At 58.4% G+C, this 19,417-nt stretch carries 15 protein-coding genes; 12 read left to right on the top strand and 3 right to left on the bottom strand.

Going from position 1 to position 19,417, the window contains the following annotated elements; all coding sequences use genetic code 11:
- Window positions 1–692, top strand: a 692-nt coding sequence (locus PH5382_RS15470) for an IS1380 family transposase (RefSeq protein ID WP_156414925.1), incomplete at its 5' end; no start/stop codon positions are given.
- A gap of 11 nt (window positions 693–703) precedes the next feature.
- Here PH5382_RS15470 and PH5382_RS19815 read toward each other — a convergent pair.
- Window positions 704–844, bottom strand: coding sequence for a hypothetical protein (locus PH5382_RS19815; RefSeq protein WP_156414924.1), 141 nt, complete (start codon window positions 842–844; stop codon window positions 704–706).
- Window positions 845–952: 108 nt separating this feature from the next.
- On the opposite strand from PH5382_RS19815, the gene PH5382_RS15465 reads away from it, so the two are divergent.
- Genes PH5382_RS15465 through arsH form a run of 3 tightly spaced genes read left to right on the top strand, consistent with a single transcriptional unit; the run spans window position 953 to window position 2,601 of the window.
- Window positions 953–1,441, top strand: coding sequence for a PAS domain S-box protein (locus PH5382_RS15465; protein ID WP_058335290.1), 489 nt, complete (start codon window positions 953–955; stop codon window positions 1,439–1,441).
- On the top strand, window positions 1,438–1,866 hold the full coding sequence (locus tag PH5382_RS15460; RefSeq protein ID WP_306341249.1) for a hypothetical protein: 429 nt from the start codon (window positions 1,438–1,440) through the stop codon (window positions 1,864–1,866). Before PH5382_RS15465 ends, PH5382_RS15460 begins: the two co-directional genes overlap by 4 nt.
- Window positions 1,867–1,869: 3 nt before the next feature.
- Window positions 1,870–2,601: an arsenical resistance protein ArsH gene (gene arsH / locus PH5382_RS15455; RefSeq protein ID WP_058335288.1), complete on the top strand. Its 732-nt coding sequence runs from the start codon at window positions 1,870–1,872 to the stop codon at window positions 2,599–2,601.
- A gap of 94 nt (window positions 2,602–2,695) precedes the next feature.
- Here the strand turns inward: arsH and PH5382_RS15450 are convergent, their stop codons facing one another.
- Window positions 2,696–3,823 carry a beta-ketoacyl-ACP synthase III gene (locus PH5382_RS15450; protein ID WP_058335287.1) on the bottom strand — a complete coding sequence of 376 codons (1,128 nt, stop codon included), beginning with the start codon at window positions 3,821–3,823 and terminating at the stop codon, window positions 2,696–2,698.
- Window positions 3,824–4,051: 228 nt separating this feature from the next.
- Between PH5382_RS15450 and PH5382_RS15445 the strand changes: the two genes are divergently transcribed.
- From PH5382_RS15445 to PH5382_RS15435, 3 genes are read left to right on the top strand one after another with little or no spacing between them, the layout of a single operon-like run.
- Complete coding sequence (locus PH5382_RS15445; protein ID WP_058335286.1) at window positions 4,052–4,534, top strand: MarR family winged helix-turn-helix transcriptional regulator; 483 nt, start codon at window positions 4,052–4,054, stop codon at window positions 4,532–4,534.
- A 3-nt stretch (window positions 4,535–4,537) separates the two neighbouring features.
- The gene (locus PH5382_RS15440; protein ID WP_231751902.1) at window positions 4,538–5,656 is read left to right on the top strand and encodes an efflux RND transporter periplasmic adaptor subunit; all 1,119 of its coding nucleotides are present in this window, start codon (window positions 4,538–4,540) and stop codon (window positions 5,654–5,656) included.
- Window positions 5,657–5,666: 10 nt separating this feature from the next.
- Window positions 5,667–8,717, top strand: a complete 3,051-nt coding sequence (locus PH5382_RS15435; RefSeq protein ID WP_058335285.1) for an efflux RND transporter permease subunit — start codon at window positions 5,667–5,669, stop codon at window positions 8,715–8,717.
- Between the two features lie 340 nt (window positions 8,718–9,057).
- Here PH5382_RS15435 and carB read toward each other — a convergent pair whose 3' ends face one another.
- Complete coding sequence (gene carB / locus PH5382_RS15430; protein WP_058335284.1) at window positions 9,058–12,414, bottom strand: carbamoyl-phosphate synthase large subunit; 3,357 nt, start codon at window positions 12,412–12,414, stop codon at window positions 9,058–9,060.
- 254 nt (window positions 12,415–12,668) lie between these two features.
- On the opposite strand from carB, the gene PH5382_RS15425 reads away from it, so the two are divergent.
- The 5 genes from PH5382_RS15425 (at window position 12,669) to PH5382_RS15405 (ending at window position 19,374) form a co-directional block, all read left to right on the top strand.
- The gene (locus PH5382_RS15425; RefSeq protein WP_058335283.1) at window positions 12,669–13,808 is read left to right on the top strand and encodes an aminodeoxychorismate synthase component I; all 1,140 of its coding nucleotides are present in this window, start codon (window positions 12,669–12,671) and stop codon (window positions 13,806–13,808) included.
- A complete protein-coding gene (locus PH5382_RS15420) occupies window positions 13,751–14,410 on the top strand; it encodes an aminotransferase class IV family protein (RefSeq protein WP_058335282.1) in 660 nt (219 codons plus the stop codon). Before PH5382_RS15425 ends, PH5382_RS15420 begins: the two co-directional genes overlap by 58 nt.
- A gap of 251 nt (window positions 14,411–14,661) precedes the next feature.
- A complete protein-coding gene (gene aspS / locus PH5382_RS15415; protein WP_058335281.1) occupies window positions 14,662–16,515 on the top strand; it encodes an aspartate--tRNA ligase in 1,854 nt (617 codons plus the stop codon).
- A gap of 202 nt (window positions 16,516–16,717) precedes the next feature.
- Window positions 16,718–18,109, top strand: a complete 1,392-nt coding sequence (locus tag PH5382_RS15410; RefSeq protein ID WP_058335280.1) for a DUF1800 domain-containing protein — start codon at window positions 16,718–16,720, stop codon at window positions 18,107–18,109.
- A gap of 14 nt (window positions 18,110–18,123) precedes the next feature.
- Entirely contained in the window at window positions 18,124–19,374 is a 1,251-nt protein-coding gene (locus PH5382_RS15405; RefSeq protein WP_058335279.1) for a DUF1501 domain-containing protein, read from the top strand.
- The last annotated feature ends 43 nt before the right edge of the window (window positions 19,375–19,417 follow it).

The following is a 19,417-nucleotide window of genomic DNA, read 5'->3' as shown; positions in this document are numbered from 1 at the left end:
TCATCGCGCGATATGCGGATCGTCACCTGATGCGGTTCTTCCGGGGGGATGCTGCGTTCGCCATCCCGGAGCTATACAAAACTCTGGAACTGGAAAACTATTTCTACGCCATCCGCCTTCGGGCCAATCGCGTTCTTCAGGGCAAGATTGCGCATCTGCTCAAGCGCCCTGTGGGTCGTCCGCCAAAAGGCGTGAAGCGCATCTACGGCGACTTCCAATATCAGGCGGCATCTTGGGACAAACCTCGTCGTGTCATCGCCAAGGTGGAATGGCATCCCAGCGAGTTGTTCCCGCGCGTGGGCTTCGTGGTCACCAACATGCCGATGGAACCCGACTGGATCATCCGCTTCTACAACCAACGCGGCACCGCCGAGCAATACATCAAGGAAGGCAAGCAGGCGATCAACTGGACCCGTTTGTCCTGCAAAGGCATGGCGCAGAACGAGGTGCGGCTGCAACTCCATGCACTGGCTTACAATATCGGTGCCTTCCTACAGGGCACTGATCTACCTGATGAGATAGCCGACTGGTCACTGACAAGCCTGCAGACGCGATTGATCAAGATTGGTGCGAGGGTTGTGCGTCACGCCCGTGCAATCACCTTCCAACTGGCCGAGGTGGCTGTCAGCGGCGATCTGTTCAACCGCATCCTTGCGGCCATACATCGGCTGCGCGCACCGCCGGTTCCCTAATGACAACATCGTTAATCATAAAACCTGAACAAAAGCGGCTCAACCGGTCTATCCATACGGGGGTCGGTCAGACCAATATCCGGATCAACCTCGCCCCCGAGACCGGAAATCGGGCGCAGTTCGCGCGTCAGATGCCCGAACAACGGCACCATGGGTGCAAGAGGCTTGATAGGAGCGCAGAACAGCGGCAAGGTGGGCGGGAGGACGTTCTACTTGGGGAATGTCAGTATACACCTTTCCTCTTCGCAGTAATTGCCAGTATGCTTACCGCAATAGGTTATATCTCAGCAATCGGCTCGCAATCGGATCAGGAAATCACCCTTTTGAACCGGGCCCTCTCGGTTTTGCTCATCTGGCTTGTTGCCGCAATTGTATACCATCAGAAAAAAACTGAAACGACACTGCAACGCAGCGAGGAAACCCTTCGCGCAATTCAAGATGGTACGGTCGACGGCATCATTTCGATTAATATTCGCGGAACCGTAGAAAGCTACAGCCGCGCCTGTGAAACGATCTTTGGTTACACCGCGGACGAGGTTATTGGAAAGAACGTCAAGATGTTGATGCCTGATCCGTATCAGGCAGAACACGACGGGTACCTCAGCAATTTTCGAGAAACTGGTGACAAGAAGATCATCGGAATTGGCCGCGAAGTTCGCGGGATGCGCAAGGACGGCTCTACCTTGCCAATTGATCTGTCCGTCAGCGAGGTAAATGCCAGCTTAAGAAACACACCGAAGCTTTGGTGAAGGACGTCGGGATCGAGGCCGCGTGCCAGATCACAGGTAAGTCCAAGGCGACCTTGGGGCGGTACTATTCCGACAATGCAGAGCACACGGATCGCTTTATGCCGGTCGATGCGGTGGCCAAGCTGGAAGGGGCGGCGTCCTATCCGCATGTCACATCAGCACTGGCGGATCTTAAGAATATTACACTCTCCTATGACTCCAAAGCTTCGGAGAATAGGGAGGGAAGCACCAACCGCAATGGCGGCGTAAATGCCGATGTGATTGCACTGAGCCAGCGCTTTGCCTTTTTGATGAGCGAGTACCAGACTGCGATTGAGGATGGAATCATCACCGTGAACGAAGCCAAACGTCTGCTGCGCGAAACAGTTCTGTTGCAGCAGGTTTTGTTGGACATGAAGTTGCATCTCGAAGAAGAAAGCGCCTGACCCTTGTCTGATCTCCCGGATGTATTGAAAGATTTGCCGCAGGTCGAATCTGCGGCTTTTTCAGCAATCGACGTAGATGTGCTGGCGCATCCTGATGATCCACGCCACCCGCCACGTATCCTGTTGCTCTACGGCAGCCTGCGCGACGTGAGCTATTCGCGCAAAGTGGCAGAAGAGGCCGCACGCATTTTGCGGGCGCTGGGCTGCGAGCCCAAGATTTTTGACCCTTCGGGACTGCCACTGCCAGATGATGCCGGGGCGGCAGATCATCCCAAAGTACAGGAACTGCGTGATCTTGTGGTTTGGTCCGAGGGCATGGTCTGGTCCAGCCCCGAGCGGCACGGAGCCATGACCGGTATCATGAAGCTGCAGATCGACTGGCTGCCGCTGTCGCTGCAAGGCGGCATTCGCACCACCCAAGGCAAGACGCTGGCGGTAATGCAGGTGTCAGGCGGCTCGCAAAGCTTCAATGCGGTTAATCAGATGCGCATTCTCGGGCGTTGGATGCGGATGGTCACTATCCCCAATCAAAGCTCGATCCCCAAGGCTTGGCTGGAATTCGAAGAAGGTGAGCGCCTGCCTGATGGGCCGCTCTATCGCCGGGTTTTTGATGTGATGGAAGAGCTGGTGAAATTCACCTGGCTGACGCGTGGACGCAAGGATTATCTTGTGAACCGCTATTCCGAACGGGTGGAAAGCGCCGAGGCCGTGCATGCGCGGGTCTCGCAGAAATAGCCATTATTCTGCAAATGATGTGAGGTTTTCCAGTGTGGATAAGCGCGCACCTCCTCTGTGGGGGAGCGCGCTTTGCGTTCGTGCAATGCTACAGCTATGCGCAGTGATGCCGTAGGATGACCGAGCCCACAGAATAGCCCGCGCCAAAGGAACAGATCAGACCCAGATCGCCATCAGCCATGTCCGCCGAGTGTTTTGAAAAAGCAATAATCGAGCCCGCCGAAGAGGTATTGGCGTAGTCCTGCAGGATATTGGGCTGCTCGTCAGGCAGCGGTGTGCGGCCCAGAACTTTCTTGCCGATGAAATCATTCATGCTCTTGTTGGCCTGATGGAGCCAGAGACGTTTGAGATCACTGCTTTCGATGCCGTTGTCATGAATGTGGTCAGTGATGTGCTGGCTCACCATCGGGACAACTTCCTTGAAAACCTTGCGGCCGTTTTGCATGAATTGCATATCGCGCCGATCTTCGACGCCATCGGGGCGCGAGCGCCGCAGGAAGCCGTTGTTGTTGCGGATATTGTTGGAAAACTCGGTGGCGCAGCGGGTCGAGAGAACTTCGAAATAGTCTCCCTGTGCGTCCTCGGCCCGCTCCAGCAGGGTGGCGGTCGCGACATCGCCAAAGATGAAGTGACAGTCGCGATCCCGCCATTCCAGATGACCAGAACAGATCTCGGGGTTCACCACCAAGGCGGCGCGAACGCTGCCTGAGCGGATCATGTCAGCGGCGGCCTGAATGCCAAAGGTTGCCGACGAACAGGCCACATTCATGTCAAAGGCAAAACCCTTGATGCCCAGCAGCTGTTGAATTTCGATGGCAACGGCCGGGTAGGCGCGCTCCATGTTGGATGCCGCACAGATCACCAGATCAACATCCGCAGCCGTCTTTCCGGCCTGTGCCAGTGCCTTCTTGGCCGCATCCAGCGCCATCTCGGCCATAATCCCGGGTTCGCTGTCATCCCGCTGAGGCAGTTGCGGATACATGATATCGGGGTTCAACACGCCCGCCTTGTCCATCACATAGCGCTGCTCGATGCCGGAGGCTTTGAAAATGAACTCTTCTGACGAATGCTGCAGGGGCTCAAAATCGCCTGCCGCGATCTCTTCGGCCTTCTCGGCGTTGATCCTGTCGGCATAGGCGTTGAAAGCCGTGACCAATTCAGCATTGGTGATTGTCTGCGAGGGGGTGAAGACACCGGTGCCGGTGATGGCGGCTGTGTACATTTCTCAGGACCTATGACTGTGAGGATGACTGCGAGGAAACCCTGCATTTGTGACGCTTTTGTTGCCCAAAGGTCAAGCGTGGCGGCTGGTTTCCGTCGGGGGATCTGAGCGGGGACCCGGTTCATTTCGTGCTTAGAAACCCGATTGGCGCTATGTGACCTTCATCACATGAAAGTTTCTTTGTGTGAAGTATAGGAGAGGAGAATCAACGAGACGAGTCCGCGGCTGATGACCACCTCAGATCCTGAAAACACCGAAATCTATGCGCCCACCGTCGAAGTGCGCGCGCTGCTGGGGGTTTTTGCCCTCTATTGGCGGATGGATGAGGCCTTCTGCCGTCAGGAAGTGATGCACGGTCTGGGGCGGATGGAATGCTACTTGATGATGCAGCTGGATGCGCCGCGCAGGATGGGAGAGCTGGCCAGGCTGATGACGCTTGTGCCCTCGGCGGTGACATCCGCGGCGGATCGGCTCGAACGGGACGGTCTGGCACAGCGGGTGCGCGACACCGAGGATCGGCGCGCCTTTCGCCTGCAGCTGACCCCAAAGGGCCGTGATCTGCGGCGCGAGTTGGAAAATAAGGCAGGAGACGCATTTCGAGAAATATCGGGGCTGAGCGCCGCAGATATTCAGAAATTCGCAACCCTGTCCGGTAAGATACAAAACACAATTTTGGGCCCTGGGAATTCCCGGCCCGACAAGGAGATTTAACAGATGCAGCTCTTGCAAAAAATCGCGCGGGCGATGCGCCCGGTTTTGGCCCTGCCGGCAGTAGTCCTGCCCGTAGCCGTTTTGCCCGTAGCCGTTTTGCCCGTAGCCCTCTTGCAGGTGGCTGCATTGCCTGCGGCAGCGCAGACTGGCGAGGTGCTGAAACCGGTGAAATTGCTGGTGACGGAGTCGGGCACGCGGCTGCTTAAACGGCAGTTCTTTGGTCAGGTGGCGGCCAAGCAATCTGTTGACCTGGCGTTCCAGGTTGGTGGTCAGATCCTGAAATTCCCGGTGGCCGAAGGGTTTATTGTTCCCAAGGGGCAGCTGATTGCAGAGCTCGATCTGGAACCTTTCGAGCTGAGCCTTGAACAGGCGCAACTGCAAAAACAACAGGCGGATCGAAAAGTTACCCGAATGGAAAAATTGAAAGGGACTGTTAGTCAGGTTTCCATCGACGATGCAGTGACCGAGGCAGCATTGGCCCGTGTGGCACTGCGCAATGCGGAATATGAACTGGCGCATGCCACCCTGAACGCGCCGTTCGACGCCCTGATTTCGAACCGGGGTGTCGAAAACTATACCACCGTGGGGGCAGGGGCCCCGATCGTACGTCTGCACGATATGTCTGAATTGCACATTGAAGTCGACGTTCCCGAGATCCTGTTCCAGCGGTCGGAGCTCGGCGAGCAGGTGTCAACGACCGCACAGTTTCCCGGCAGCGATATCGAGTACCCGTTGGAAATTCTGGAATTTGACGCCGAAGCCAGCAATGTGGGCCAGACGTTCCGCGTGACCTTCCGCCTTGATCCACCAGAGGGGCGCGAAGTGCTGCCGGGGGCTTCCGCCACGGTGCGCGTTGTCGTCGATACCGGCGAACAGGGCATTCTGGTGCCGGCCACGGCGATCGTTTCCTCCACTGATGGCAAACCTGGTGTGATGGTCTTTTCGCCCAAAGGCGCGGACGAAGGTGTTGTCACCTGGGTCGCGGTTGAGTTGCAGGCGACACAGCACGGAGATTTCGCAATCATAGCGGGTCTCAAGGGCGGCGAAGAGATCGTCTCCACTGGCGGCTCAGCCCTGAGCGACGGACAAAAGGTCCGCCGCTTTGCCGGTTTCGCGAACTGAGGATCAGGGCATGGACATTGCACGCGCCTCTATTAACCGGCCACTATATACTTGGATCATCATGCTGGCGGCCCTCTTGGGCGGCATCTGGGGGTTTTTGAACCTAGGGCGTCTTGAAGATCCGGCCTTTACCATCAAACAGGCTGTGATCCTCACGGCCTATCCCGGTGCCAGCGCTGAACAAGTCGCCCGCGAGGTGACCGAGCCGCTGGAATCCGCCATTCAGAAGATGGGCGAGGTCAAGACGATTACCTCGATCAACCGGCCCGGCAGCTCTCTGATCGAAGTGGAAATGCATGACATTTACGATGGCACCGAATTGCCAGCGATCTGGACCGATTTGCGCGCCAAGATCCGGGATGCTTCGCGTGGGTTGCCCGATGGGGTGTCGCAGCCCTATGTGAACGACAGTTTCGGTGATGTCTTTGGCCTGTTCTATGCGGTGACAACCGAAGGCTATACCGATGCCGAAAAACATGAGCTTTCGACGTTTTTGCGCCGGGAACTGCTTGCGGTAGATGGCGTTGCCGATGTCGAAATTGCGGGTCTCCCGGATGAGGCGGTCTTTGTTGAGCCGGATATGGCGATTTCGGTCAACCAGAACATTTCGATCAGCGCGATTGCCAATTCAATCGCCACCTCCAATACGGTCCGTTCGGCCGGCATGTTGGATTCCGCTGCCTCTGAGACCCGCCTGACGGCACCCGAAGGGTCTGACACCGTGTCAGAGATCGCAGGCCTTTCAATCGGAGCTCAGGGTGAAGTCATCAACGTGGTCGATATGGCCCGGGTTTATCGGGGCCGCACCAGCAACCCGGATCTGCTGATCCGGTTCAATGGGGTCGAAGCCTTCACCATGGGGGTGGCAGGTCTCGCAACGGAAAACATTGTCGAGGTTGGCCGACGGGTGGATGCCCGTATGGCTGAGCTGGACCTGCAGATCCCCTATGGGGTCGAGGTGCTGCCGATTTACCAGCAGCATCTGGTTGTGGATACTGCTTCCAATGACTTTCTGGTCAATCTGGCGACTTCTGTGGCCATCGTGGTTGCGGTTCTGGCGCTGTTCATGGGCTGGCGGGCGGCTGTGGTGGTTGGCACCACGCTGTTGCTGACCGTGGTCGGCACGCTTTTGTTCATGAACCTCTTTTCGATCGAGATGGAACGCATTTCTCTGGGCGCACTGATCATTGCGATGGGGATGCTGGTCGATAATGCTATTGTGGTCGCCGAAGGCATGCAGATCTCGATGCATCGCGGGCGCAATTCGCGCGAGGCGGCTCATGATGCGGCCTCCAAGACGCAAATCCCGCTGCTGGGGGCCACCATCATCGGTATCATGGCCTTTGCCGGGATCGGGCTCAGCCCGGATTCGGCGGGTGAATTCCTGTTCTCGCTCTTTGCGGTGATCGCGATCTCACTGCTGCTGAGCTGGGTTCTGGCGCTGACTGCAACACCTCTGCTGGGGCACTATTTCTTCAAGCAGGGTCATGCCGATGCCAAAGATGCCTATGGTGGGTTGCTGTTTCGCACCTATGGCGCCTTGCTGCGCATCTCGCTCAAGCTGCGCTGGCTGGTCGTTGCGGGGCTGATCGGGCTGACAGCGGTTTGTTTTGCAGCCTTTGGCACCGTGAAGCAGCAGTTCTTTCCGGACTCCAACACGCCGCTGTTCTTTGTGCATTACAAACTGCCACAGGGCACCCGGATAGAGACGACGGCGGCCCATATGGCAATCGTTGAAGACTGGCTGGCAAAACGCGATGATGTGGTTGATGTGGCCACCTTCATCGGTCAGGGCGCGGCCCGGTTTATGCTGACCTATGATGGGGAAAAACCGAACCCCAGCTATGGTCATATGATCATTCGCACCGAAAACCTTCAGGCCATTCCGCCATTGCAGGCAGATCTCGAGGCCTTTGGTCAGGGGCAGTTCCCCGAAGGCGAGTTCCGCACCAAACGGCTGGTCTTTGGCCCCGGTGGCGGCGATCCTATTCAGGCGCGGTTCTCGGGTCCTGATCCGCAGGTGTTGCGGCGTCTGGGCGATGAAGCGATGCGGCGTCTGTCCGAGGCCTCACCGAATATCCTCAACCCGCGTCAGAACTGGCGCGAACGTGAACCGGTCCTGACGCCCATCTATGCCATTGAAAGGGCACAGACGGCAGGGATCGCCCGCGAGGATATTGCCGATACGCTGCAATTCTCCACAGATGGTCTGCAGGCTGGTGTGTTCCGCGAACAGGACCGGTTGATCCCGATCGTGCTCCGACGCCCGCGTGACGGCGCCTACAATATTATGGATCAGGTGGTTTATTCCAATACGGCGCAGAAGTTCCTGCCGATGGAGCAAATGATCGACGGGGTGGAGGTCAGCCTGGAAGACACCCTGCTGCACCGTCGCGACCGGGTGCCGACTCTGACCGTTGGTGCGGATATCCCGGTTGAGCTGACAGCAGCTTCGGTCTTCGCCGAGGTGCAGGCCAGCATCGAGGAGATGGATCTGCCCGCGGGCTACACCATGGAGTGGGGTGGTGATCACGAAAGTTCAGGTGACGCGAATGAAAGCCTCGGCAAACAGCTGCCGGTGACGGCGCTGATCATGGTGATGATCTCGGTCTTTTTGTTCAACGCCATTCGTCAGCCGATCATCATTTGGCTCTTGGTGCCAATGTCGGTGAACGGCGTTGCCATGGGGCTGCTGGGGACTGGTCTGCCTTTCACCTTTACCGCCCTTCTGGGTCTGCTCAGCCTGTCGGGTATGCTGATCAAGAACGGTATTGTTCTGGTGGAAGAAATCGATCTGGTGCGCGAAGAGGGCAAGCCCCTGCGCGAAGCCATCGTCGAGGCCTCTGTGTCGCGTCTGCGCCCCGTCATGCTGGCGGCGATCACCACCATTTTGGGGATGATTCCGCTTTTGTGGGACGCTTTCTTTGTCTCCATGGCGGTGACCATCATGGGCGGTCTGGCCTTTGCCACCGTGCTGACCCTGGTGGCGGCACCGGTGTTCTATCTGATCTTCTTTAGCGGTGTGGAGCGCCGCGAGAAGAAGGCAGCGTTAGCGGCCTGATCTACAGGATTGTTTTCAAAGAACGACAAAAGGCCCCGGTTGTAACCGGGGCCTTTTGCATTTGAGCGTGGCAATCTGGTGTCCCGTTACGGTGGTTTAGATCAGCGGCACAAAAGGCACATCACAGGCGGCAAGGCCACAGAGCAGGAGCAGAGAAAAAACTAGGCGCATCAGAGAGTTCCTTTTGGTCATAGGCTCGTGTTGGTTCTGTCGGCGAGTATAGCATCATTTCCCTAAGCAATCGATTTCAACTCTGCGCTGATTTGGCCGGCATGAAAAAGCCCCAGACTAAAAAGTCCGGGGCTTCCTGTATTAGGATGTGCTGGGGAAGTCTGCTGATTTATCCCTGCAGGCTCTTCACCTCGACGTCACCCTCAGCCTGAGCCTTGATCGCCAAAGCGGCGGCATTGGAGGCGGCAGCCGTGGTGAAGTAAGGGATCTTGTCATACAGCGCGACCGAGCGCATTTCCTTGCTGTCTTCAACAGCTTGCGCGCCTTCGGTGGTGTTCATCAAGAGCTGAACATGGCCGTCCTTCAGCAGATCGACCACATGGGGCCGACCCTCATAGACCTTGTTGACCAACTCGCAGGAAACGCCGTGACCATCGAGCCAGCTTTGGGTGCCGCTGGTGGCCACCAGGGTAAAGCCTTGCTCGATCAGGGTCTTGGCCGCTTCCAGCATCGGGGCACCTTTGTCGGCGTCCTTGATCGACATGAAGGCGCGGCCCTCGCTCGGCAGCACCATGCCGGCCCCCATCTGCGCCTTGAGGAAGGCGCGGGGGAAATCACGATCCCAGCCCATGACTTCGCCGGTAGAGCGCATCTCTGGGCCCAGGATGGTGTCAACGCCGGGGAAGCGGGCAAAGGGCAGCACCGCTTCTTTGACCGAAAACCAGGGCATGTCGGGATCGGCCAGGGTCATCGGGTCAGCCATGGGCGTGTCGACGTCATAGCCAGCATCGGGCTTGTAGGGGCCACGATGCGGGAAGGCTGCGAGCTTTTCACCCGCCATGACGCGCGCTGCGATTGACGCGATGGCGCTGTCGGTGGCCTTGGCCACAAACGGTACGGTGCGGCTGGCACGAGGGTTCACCTCGATCAGGAAGATTTCGCCGTCTTTCAGAGCGAACTGGATGTTCATCAGACCGACCACGTTCAGCGCTTTGGCCAATGCAAAGGTCTGGGTCTTGATTTCCTCAATGACATCCTTGGACAGAGAGTAGGGCGGCAAGCTACAGGCGCTATCGCCGGAGTGTACGCCGGCTTCTTCGATGTGCTGCATGATGCCTGCCACATGCACGTCGGTGCCGTCGCAGATCGCATCGACGTCCAGCTCAACCGCGCCAGAGAGGTAGCTGTCGAGCAGCACGGGGCTGTCGCCCGAGACCACCACGGCCTCGGCGATGTAGCGGCGCAGCTGATCCATGTCGCGCACGATTTCCATCGCACGACCACCCAGCACGTAGGAAGGGCGGATCACCAGCGGGAAGCCGATTTCTTCGGCGATTTCCAACGCTTGCTCATCGGTCGACGCAATGCCGTTATGGGGCTGTTTCAGGCCCAGATTGTTCACCAGCTCCTGGAAACGCTCGCGGTCTTCGGCAAGGTCAATGGCATCGGGCGAGGTGCCGAGGATCGGAATGCCTTCTTCTTCGAGTGCATTGGCCAGTTTCAACGGGGTCTGGCCGCCAAACTGAACGATCACACCATGCAGGGTGCCGTTTTCCTGCTCAACCCGCAGGATTTCCATTACGTGCTCGAATGTCAGCGGCTCAAAATACAGACGGTCCGAGGTGTCATAATCGGTCGATACTGTTTCTGGGTTGCAGTTGACCATGATGGTCTCATAGCCCGCATCCGTCAGCGCATAGCAGGCGTGGCAGCAGCAGTAGTCAAACTCGATCCCCTGACCGATCCGGTTGGGGCCACCGCCCAGGATCACAACCTTTTTGCGATCCGAGGGGCGCGCCTCGCATTCGACCTCGCCCATCATCGGAGCCTCATAGGTGGAATACATATAGGGGGTCTGGGCCTCGAATTCGGCGGCACAGGTGTCGATGCGTTTGAACACGGCGGTGATGCCTTTGGCCACCCGTGTGTCGCGCACGGATTTTTCCGAGGCAACAGTCAAATTGGCCAGACGCGCATCAGTAAAGCCCAGCATCTTGAGGTGGCGCAGCGCTTTTTCGCCCTCAGGCAGACCATTGCTGCGCACATCGGCTTCGGCCTCGATGATTTCGCGGATGCGGTCCAGGAACCAGGGGTCAAATTTGGTGACCCCATGGATTTCATCGTTGCTCAGCCCGTGGCGCATCGCCTGGGCAATGGTGCGCAGCCGGTCTGGCGTCTGCTTGCTGATCGCCTTGATCACTGCGGCCTTATCGGTGGCAATCTCCCAGGTGCCAATGGTGAGGCCGGGGATCTCGATCTCGTCAAAACCAGTGAGGCCCGATTCCATCGAGGCCAGTGCCTTTTGCATCGATTCGTGGATGGTCCGGCCGATCGACATGGCCTCGCCCACGGATTTCATCGCGGTGGTCAGATAGGGCTCTGATCCGGGGAATTTCTCAAAGGCGAATTTCGGGATCTTGGTGACAACATAGTCGATCGAGGGCTCGAACGAGGCGGGCGTCACCTTGGTGATATCATTGTCCAACTCGTCCAGCGTGTAGCCCACGGCCAGTTTCGCGGCGATCTTGGCAATCGGGAAACCGGTCGCCTTGGAGGCCAGCGCCGAGGAGCGCGACACCCGTGGGTTCATCTCAATCACAACCATACGGCCATCGGCGGGGTTTACCGCCCATTGCACGTTCGACCCACCTGTCTCGACACCGATCTCACGCAGCACGTTGATCGAATGGGTCCGCATGATCTGGTATTCTTTGTCGGTCAGCGTCAGTGCCGGCGCGACGGTGATGGAATCACCTGTGTGCACGCCCATGGGATCGATGTTCTCAATGGCGCAGACGATGATGGCGTTATCCGCTTTGTCGCGGACCACTTCCATCTCGAACTCTTTCCAGCCCAGCAGGCTTTCGTCGACCAGGATCTGGTTCACAGGCGAGGCATCCATGCCGGTGCGGCAGAAGTGTTCGTAGTCTTCACGGTTATACGCCACGCCGCCGCCGGTACCACCCATGGTAAAGGCGGGGCGGATGATGGCAGGCAGACCGATATCTTCAAGCGATTCCAGCGCGATACGCACGCCTTCATTGAGGTCGGCCTTGCCGTCCTCCAGCTTAGGCGCGGTGACAATGGTGGCGCGGGGGTTTTCGATGCCCAAGCGGTCCATGGCGTCGCGGAACAGTTTGCGGTCTTCAGCCATCTCGATGGCGTCGCGGGTGGCGCCAATCATCTCGACGCCAAATTCTTCCAGCACGCCCATTTCCTCAAGCGCGAGCGAGGTGTTCAAGCCAGTCTGGCCACCCATGGTGGGCAGCAGCGCGTCTGGGCGCTCTTTCTCGATGATCTTGGCGACTACCTCAGGCGTGATCGGCTCGATATAGGTGGCATCGGCCAGACCGGGGTCGGTCATGATGGTGGCCGGGTTCGAGTTCACCAGAATGACCCGGTAGCCCTCTTCCTTGAGCGCCTTGCAAGCCTGGGCACCGGAGTAGTCGAATTCGCAGGCCTGCCCGATGATGATGGGCCCCGCACCAATGATCATGATCGACTGGATGTCGGTTCTTTTTGGCATGGGTTTGCTTCCTTCGATGATGTGCGAGCGGCGAGGCCAGGCTGGTTGGCAGGTCGATCTGTGTTTAGTGGCGAGTCGGGCACCCCCAAGCGCCCAAATTGTCCTGCGTTATAGGGGTAGCGCAAAAAGGTGCAAGGGGGATCGCTCACACGCTTCGAATTGCCGCTTTTATGGCTATTGTTCGCATATCGAACGGATATAAGGCGAAAACAGAAGTCGCGGCAGAGGCTGGGGCCTAGATATGGAGGTGCAGCGTGCAAATCCGCTTTGATAACGGCCCATTGGGGCGGGCATTGGCTTTTGGGGCGCCTGAAAGTCTGATCCGTGCTGATTCTGTGCCTGAGGTGCCTGCAGCGCTGGACGCCCTGGAGGCTGTGCAGAGGTCTGGCAAATGGCTTGCGGGCTATGCTTCATACGAGTTGGGCTATGCCTTGGAGCCTTGTCTGACGACACTGATGCCGCAGGACCGCCGATTGCCGTTGTTGTGTTTTGGGGTCTATAGCGCTCCTCAGAAAGGCGAGGCTTTGCAATGTAGCGCAGAGGCCACTCTGACCGAACTGCATCCGCGCTGGAGCTATGAGCGCTACGCCGAAGCTTTTTCAGAAGTAAACCGCAGCATCGGTGCCGGGGATATCTATCAGGCCAATCTGACCTTTCCCATTGATGCAGGTGTCTTTGGCTCATCGGCGGCACTTTATGCAGCACTCGCCAAACGCCAATCGGTTGGCCACGGCGCGCTGGTGCAGCAACAGGGATTACCGGATTTGCTGTCGCGTTCGCCAGAGCTGTTTTTTCGCACCGATGCGGGCGGACGCATAGAAACCCGCCCGATGAAGGGCACGCAGCCGCGCAATGCGGACCCGGAGGAAGACGCAAAAGCGCGGGATTTTCTGCGGCAGGATGAAAAGAACCGGGCCGAAAACCTGATGATCGTGGATCTTTTGCGAAATGACATCTCGCGCATTGCCGAGCTCGGCTCGGTCAAGGTGCCAGAACTTTTTGCTGTCGAAAGCTATACCACGGTGCATCAGATGGTCTCAACCGTGGAGGCCCGCCTGCGTCCTGGCGTTGGACTGGGGCAGATCCTGCAGGCGCTGTTTCCCTGCGGGTCAATCACTGGGGCGCCAAAGATCCGGGCGATGGAAATTCTGGCGGATCTGGAACCCTGGCCACGCGATATCTATTGCGGCACCATCGGCTGGATGGCACCGGATGGCGCCTCGGAATTCAACGTGGCAATCCGCACGCTGATGGTCGAGGCCGGGCACGCCACTTTGAACGTCGGGGGCGGCGTTGTCTGGGACAGCACCGCGCAATCGGAATATGAGGAAGCCCTATGGAAAGCCCGTTTTGCCCAGCTGACACCATCAAAGGTGATGCCGATTTCCGCCTGATCGAGACGTTTCTCTATCAGCCCGGCCTAGGTCCCCGCGATCTAAACCGCCATGTGGCAAGGATGGAACGCTCGGCCGCCGCGTTCGGCATCGCCTTTGACCGCATAGAGCAGGAAACCCGCTTGCAGGCCCTAAAGGCCAAAGCTGACATGCGCTGCAGGTTGACGCTGGCAAGAGACGGCACGGTTGAGTTGGTCACGGCACCTTTCGCCACTGCGACCAGAAACTGGGTTGTTTCGCTTGCGAAACAAAGGGTCAATTCCGATGACCCATGGCTGTTGCACAAGACCACCTGCCGCAGGCTCTATGATGAGGCCCGCGCGACTTTGCGCCAGGGGGTGGATGAGGTGCTATTTCTCAATGAAAGGGATGAGGTTTGTGAAGGCACCATTACAAACCTCTTTGTTACTCTCCGGTCTGGCCGACGGGTGACGCCACCGCTTTCTTCGGGGTTGCTGCCCGGTGTGCTGCGCCAGCGTTTGCTGGATAATGGGCGGGTTGTGGAAGAGGTCGTGACAGTGCGCGATCTGCGTCATGCCCAAAAAATTACAGTGGGCAACTCGCTTCGCGGGGAAATCAGCGCAGAGTATTTTGAGCCGTGAGGTCGGCTGGCTGAGCGAGAAAAAGGGAGGGCTGCCGGAGGCCTACCATAGTGAACCTTTACGAAAAACGCCCCACGACCCGAGGCTACGGCCCATCAAAGGGGGGAAAACGTCTCGCTTTGCTTGACAACGGCCCCGCAACCCTGTGTATCGGCCCAGACGAATTTTGCGCCGAGTTCTGCGCGCCGACGCGCGTTTTTTACGAATAACGGCCCACCACAAGACCAGACAGCATACCGAAAGGTCACGCCATGCATGCCTATCGCAGCCATACCTGCGCCGAACTGAACAAATCCAATGTGGGCGAAACCGTACGCCTTTCTGGTTGGGTCCATCGTGTCCGCGATCATGGCGGCCTGCTGTTCATCGATCTGCGCGACCACTATGGTATCACCCAGATCATGGCCGACCCCGACAGCCCGGTCTTTGCTGAGATCGAAAAGGTGCGCTCGGAATGGTGTATTCGCATCGACGGTAATGTGCTGGCGCGCGACGAGAGCCTGGTCAACGACAAGCTGCCCACCGGTGAGGTCGAAGTCTTTATCCGTGACATCGAAGTTCTGGGCAAATCCGAAGAACTGCCGCTGATGGTTTTTGGCGAGCAGGAATACCCGGAAGAAACCCGCCTGCGCTATCGCTACTTGGATCTGCGCCGCGAAAAGATGCAGCAGAACATGCTGCTGCGCTCCAACATGGTGCAGTCGATCCGCAAACGCATGTGGAACAAGGGGTTCAACGAATACCAGACTCCCATCATCACCGCGTCCAGCCCCGAAGGCGCGCGTGATTTCCTGGTGCCCTCGCGTCTGCACCCCGGCAAATTCTACGCCCTGCCGCAGGCGCCACAGCAGTTCAAGCAGCTGATGATGGTCTCGGGCTTTGACAAATACTTCCAGATTGCGCCCTGTTTCCGCGATGAAGATCCGCGCGCCGACCGCTCGCCCACCGATTTCTACCAGCTCGACCTGGAGATGTCCTTTGTCACCCAGCAGGATGTGTTCGACACCATCCAGCCAGTGATGCAGGGCGTGTTTGAAGAATTCGGCGGCGGTCGCAAGGTAGACAGTGAATGGCCGCAGATCTCCTATCGCGATGCAGCGCTTTGGTATGGCTCTGACAAGCCCGACCTGCGCAACCCGATCAAGATGCAGGTGGTCTCTGAACATTTTGCCGGGTCCGGCTTTGCCATCTTTGCCAAGCTGCTGGAGCAGGAGGGCACTGAAGTGCGCGCCATTCCGGCCCCCAAAGGCGGCTCGCGTAAGTTCTGCGACCGGATGAATGCCTTTGCGCAAAAAGAAGGCCTGCCCGGCATGGGTTATATCTTCTGGCGTAAGCAGTCTGCAGATTCGATCGCGCAAGAACGCGGTATCACCGTCAAAGAGGTCAACGCTCTGGTCAAATCCGGTGAGATCGTGCTCGGCAATGAGGCCGCAGGCCCGCTGGCTAAAAACATCGGCCCTGAACGCACCGAGGCAATCCGCCAACAGCTTGGTCTGGAAGTTGGCGATGCTGCCTTCTTCCTTGGCGGCAAGCCAAAAGCCTTTGAAGGTGTTGCAGGCCGCGCCCGCAACGTGATCGGCGAAGAGCTGGGTCTCACTGACAAGGACCGCTTTGCCTTTGCCTGGGTCGTGGACTTCCCGATCTACGAGGCAGATGAAGAAACCGGCAAGATCGATTTTGAGCACAACCCCTTCTCGATGCCGCAGGGTGGTATGGAAGCACTTGAGGGCAACCCGCTCGAAGTGCTCGGCTACCAGTATGATCTGGCCTGTAATGGCTACGAGCTGGTTTCTGGCGCGATCCGGAACCACCGTCCCGAAATCATGTTTAAAGCCTTCGAGATTGCGGGCTATGGCAAGGATGAGGTCGAAAAACGCTTTGGTGGCATGGTCAATGCCTTCCAATTTGGCGCGCCGCCTCACGGTGGCTGTGCGGCAGGTATCGACCGCATGGTGATGCTGCTGGCAGATGAGGCCAACATCCGCGAAGTCATCATGTTCCCGATGAACCAGCGCGCTGAAGACCTGATGATGTCTGCCCCATCTGAACCGATGGCTGAACAGCTGATGGAGTTGGGCCTGCGGGTGATCCCGCAAGACCAGTAGATCGGCAACTGCCATCGCGTAGAAGACAGGAGCTCGGGGAAACCCGGGCTCTTTTTTTCTCCCTGATGCTCAGTCTGGCCTGCGTTCAGGCAAGTCATTGCTCAAGGCTTAGTGGCGATGTTTTGTGAATGGGATCGCAGTGGCCTATAGTTAAGGAGCAAGCGAGAATTGACCACACACGAGACAGCGCGGGGCTTTGGCAATGGTATTTGACCCGGAACTGGCTGAGATCCGGTTTGGCTGCGGTCTCGCGGCGCAGCTGGCGCAACCCAGTGATGTGGCGGCAATGCTGGCACGCCTGCAGGGGCCGGACGTGGCTGCACATACCTTTGCGATCCCGGGCCTTGATACGGGATTGGCTACCGCCGCGACCTTTGCCAAGCTGCGCCGCGCTTGGCGCAAAAGCCGCGAGGGGAAGCAGGCCAGCCTGGCCAAACAGGCCTTTCGCAAATATCGACGTCACCATGTTCAGCAACAACACCTGTGGTTTCGCCAGTCGCTATTGCGGCAATGCCAGACCCGGGATGGGTTTCGGGAAAGACTGGTGCTGTTCTGGGCGGATCATTTCACGGCACAAGGCAAAAGAGCGGCGCTACGCCCAATGGGTGCCCCCTATGTCGAAAGCGCCATTCGCCCGCATCTTGCAGGCCGATTCGAGGATCTGCTGATTGCCGCGGTGACCAGTCCTCTCATGCTGCACTATCTTGATCAGCATCGGTCCATTGGACCAAACAGCCGAGCAGCGCGCAGGAGAAAAGGCAGGGGTGGGTTGAATGAAAACCTGGCCCGTGAAGTTATGGAGCTGCACACGCTGGGGGTGGACGGCCCCTATGGCCAACAGGATGTGCGCCAGTTGGCAGAGCTGTTTACTGGTCTGAATTTCAACGCCAAAAAAGGGTTCGCTTTTCGAGGTGGTCAGGCCGAGCCGGGCAGCGAAACTGTACTTGGTGTGACCTATGGCGCCGACGAAGGTAAGGCCGAGTTGGGCCCCATACTGCAGGTATTACGAGATCTCGCGGCGCATCCCGCCACGGCAGCGCACCTCGCGCGCAAACTGGCGGTTCATTTTACCCGCGATGATCCTGATCCCGGCCTCGTCGCTGATTTGACCGAAAGTTACATCCAAAGCGGTGGAGATTTGACCCGCGTCTATGAAACCCTGCTGCAGCATCCAGCCTCTTGGGAGCCTGAGCTGAACAATATCAAACCACCACAGGATTTCGTGGCCTCCGCCTGCCGCGGGCTGGGAATTGGGACAGGCGATCTGGCAGATTGGAAAGCAAAGCAGCTGCGGCGGGTGCTTGTGGCACCTTTGGGGCTGATGGGGCAGCGCTGGCAGGCGGCCCCGGGGCCGGACGGCTGGCCCGAAGAGGATACGGCCTGGATTACCCCGCAGGGGCTTTCAGCACGTCTGCGCTGGGCCATGGCGGCGCCGCAAAAGCTGCGAAAAGATTTACCGGATCCCCTGCGCTTTGCTGAGCAAAGCCTGGGCCAAAGGGCCGATGCACGGGTGCGGTTTGTGGCCGGGGCTGCCGAAACCCGCGCCGAGGCGATTGGCCTGATTTTGGCCTCGCCAGCGTTTCAGCGTCGATAGAAGGATGAGATAACATGAGTGTTTCGCGAAGATCCTTTCTGACCCACGGTACTGTGCTGGGCTGTTCGTTGGCGGCCAGTCCGCTGCTCACACCGGTGAGCTTTGCTGCGGCCCCCTGGGATACCCGCCTTGTGGTGATCGTGTTGCGCGGCGGTATGGATGGGCTGGATGTGTTGCGCCCCTATGGGGATCCCGGCTTTGCGGGGTTGCGGCCAACACTGGGCAGTGGCCCCGGGCTGGGCGGGCCTAACGGCGGGGGGGGGGTAGATCTCGATGGGGTTTTTTCGCTGCATCCGGCCCTTGCGCCGCCGATGCCCCCTTTGGGACGCCCGGAGCTTGGCTTCGTGCAGGCCGTTTCCACGCCCTATCGTGACCGGCGCAGTCATTTTGATGGGCAGGACATTCTCGAGGCGGGAACCCGCACCCTTGGAGAACGGCGCGATGGCTGGCTGAACCGACTGCTGCAACAGCAAAGCGGTGTCGAGGCCCGGACGGCCTTTGCGCTTGGCCAGGGAGATCTGCAACTGTTGCGTGGCGTGGCACCGGTATCCGACTGGTCTCCGGATGCGGACCTGCTGCTCAGTCCCCAGGCCGAGGATCTGGCAAAGCTGCTGATGCAGGAGGATCCCTTGTTCAAGGCGGCCCTCTCCGAAGCCCTGGCACTGTCTCGCGAAGATGCGCAGGACCCTGCGATGGGTGAGACATCCGGCGGGGCATCTTCGGAAATGATGAGATCCGGTATGGAAATCCCAAAGGCCCGGCGCGGAAAAGCACATTTGAAACTAGCTGAGTTTGCAGCGCGGCAATTGCGTGGGGAGACACGCATCGCTTCGTTTTCATTGAACGGCTGGGATACCCATACCCGTCAGAAGAAAGCACTTGGGGCAGCGCTGACGCGTCTGGGGGACAGTATTCTTGCCCTCAAGCAAGGCCTGGGCGTTGACGTCTGGGACAAGACCGCGATTGTCGCAGTGACGGAGTTCGGGCGCACTGCGCGCCAGAATGGTACGGGTGGGACGGATCATGGCACGGGCGGCGCGATGATCCTAGCGGGTGGCGCCATTCGGGGAGGGCGTGTTTTTGGCCAGTGGCCGGGGCTAGCCGAGGCGGATCTTTACAATCGCCGAGATTTAATGCCGACCGGAGATCTGCGGGCAACCCTTGCTTGGATCATGCAGGGCATGACGGGCGTCAGCCGTACAGTGCTGGAACAGCAGGTCTTTCCGGGAGTGCAGATGGCAGCAGATCCCGGCTATCTCCGTTGAGATCTCAGCCACGGGTGTCTCGCCCAATGAAAACTTGGGCATT

It is taken from the genome of Phaeobacter sp. CECT 5382 (genome assembly GCF_001457775.1).
Classification (GTDB): domain Bacteria; phylum Pseudomonadota; class Alphaproteobacteria; order Rhodobacterales; family Rhodobacteraceae; genus Pseudophaeobacter.
This window is presented reverse-complemented; position numbering and strand designations above follow the sequence as displayed.

What these genes read in the sequence shown, in the direction of transcription:
- PH5382_RS19815 (WP_156414924.1), bottom strand. Translation starts at nt 844, where the DNA reads ATGGTGCCGTTGTTCGGGCATCTGACGCGCGAACTGCGCCCGATTTCC.
- PH5382_RS15465 (WP_058335290.1), top strand. Translation starts at nt 953, where the DNA reads ATGCTTACCGCAATAGGTTATATCTCAGCAATCGGCTCGCAATCGGAT.
- PH5382_RS15450 (WP_058335287.1), bottom strand. Translation starts at nt 3,823, where the DNA reads ATGTACACAGCCGCCATCACCGGCACCGGTGTCTTCACCCCCTCGCAG.
- PH5382_RS15445 (WP_058335286.1), top strand. Translation starts at nt 4,052, where the DNA reads ATGACCACCTCAGATCCTGAAAACACCGAAATCTATGCGCCCACCGTC.
- PH5382_RS15440 (WP_231751902.1), top strand. Translation starts at nt 4,538, where the DNA reads ATGCAGCTCTTGCAAAAAATCGCGCGGGCGATGCGCCCGGTTTTGGCC.
- PH5382_RS15435 (WP_058335285.1), top strand. Translation starts at nt 5,667, where the DNA reads ATGGACATTGCACGCGCCTCTATTAACCGGCCACTATATACTTGGATC.
- carB (WP_058335284.1), bottom strand. Translation starts at nt 12,414, where the DNA reads ATGCCAAAAAGAACCGACATCCAGTCGATCATGATCATTGGTGCGGGG.
- PH5382_RS15420 (WP_058335282.1), top strand. Translation starts at nt 13,751, where the DNA reads ATGGAAAGCCCGTTTTGCCCAGCTGACACCATCAAAGGTGATGCCGAT.
- aspS (WP_058335281.1), top strand. Translation starts at nt 14,662, where the DNA reads ATGCATGCCTATCGCAGCCATACCTGCGCCGAACTGAACAAATCCAAT.
- PH5382_RS15410 (WP_058335280.1), top strand. Translation starts at nt 16,718, where the DNA reads ATGGTATTTGACCCGGAACTGGCTGAGATCCGGTTTGGCTGCGGTCTC.
- PH5382_RS15405 (WP_058335279.1), top strand. Translation starts at nt 18,124, where the DNA reads ATGAGTGTTTCGCGAAGATCCTTTCTGACCCACGGTACTGTGCTGGGC.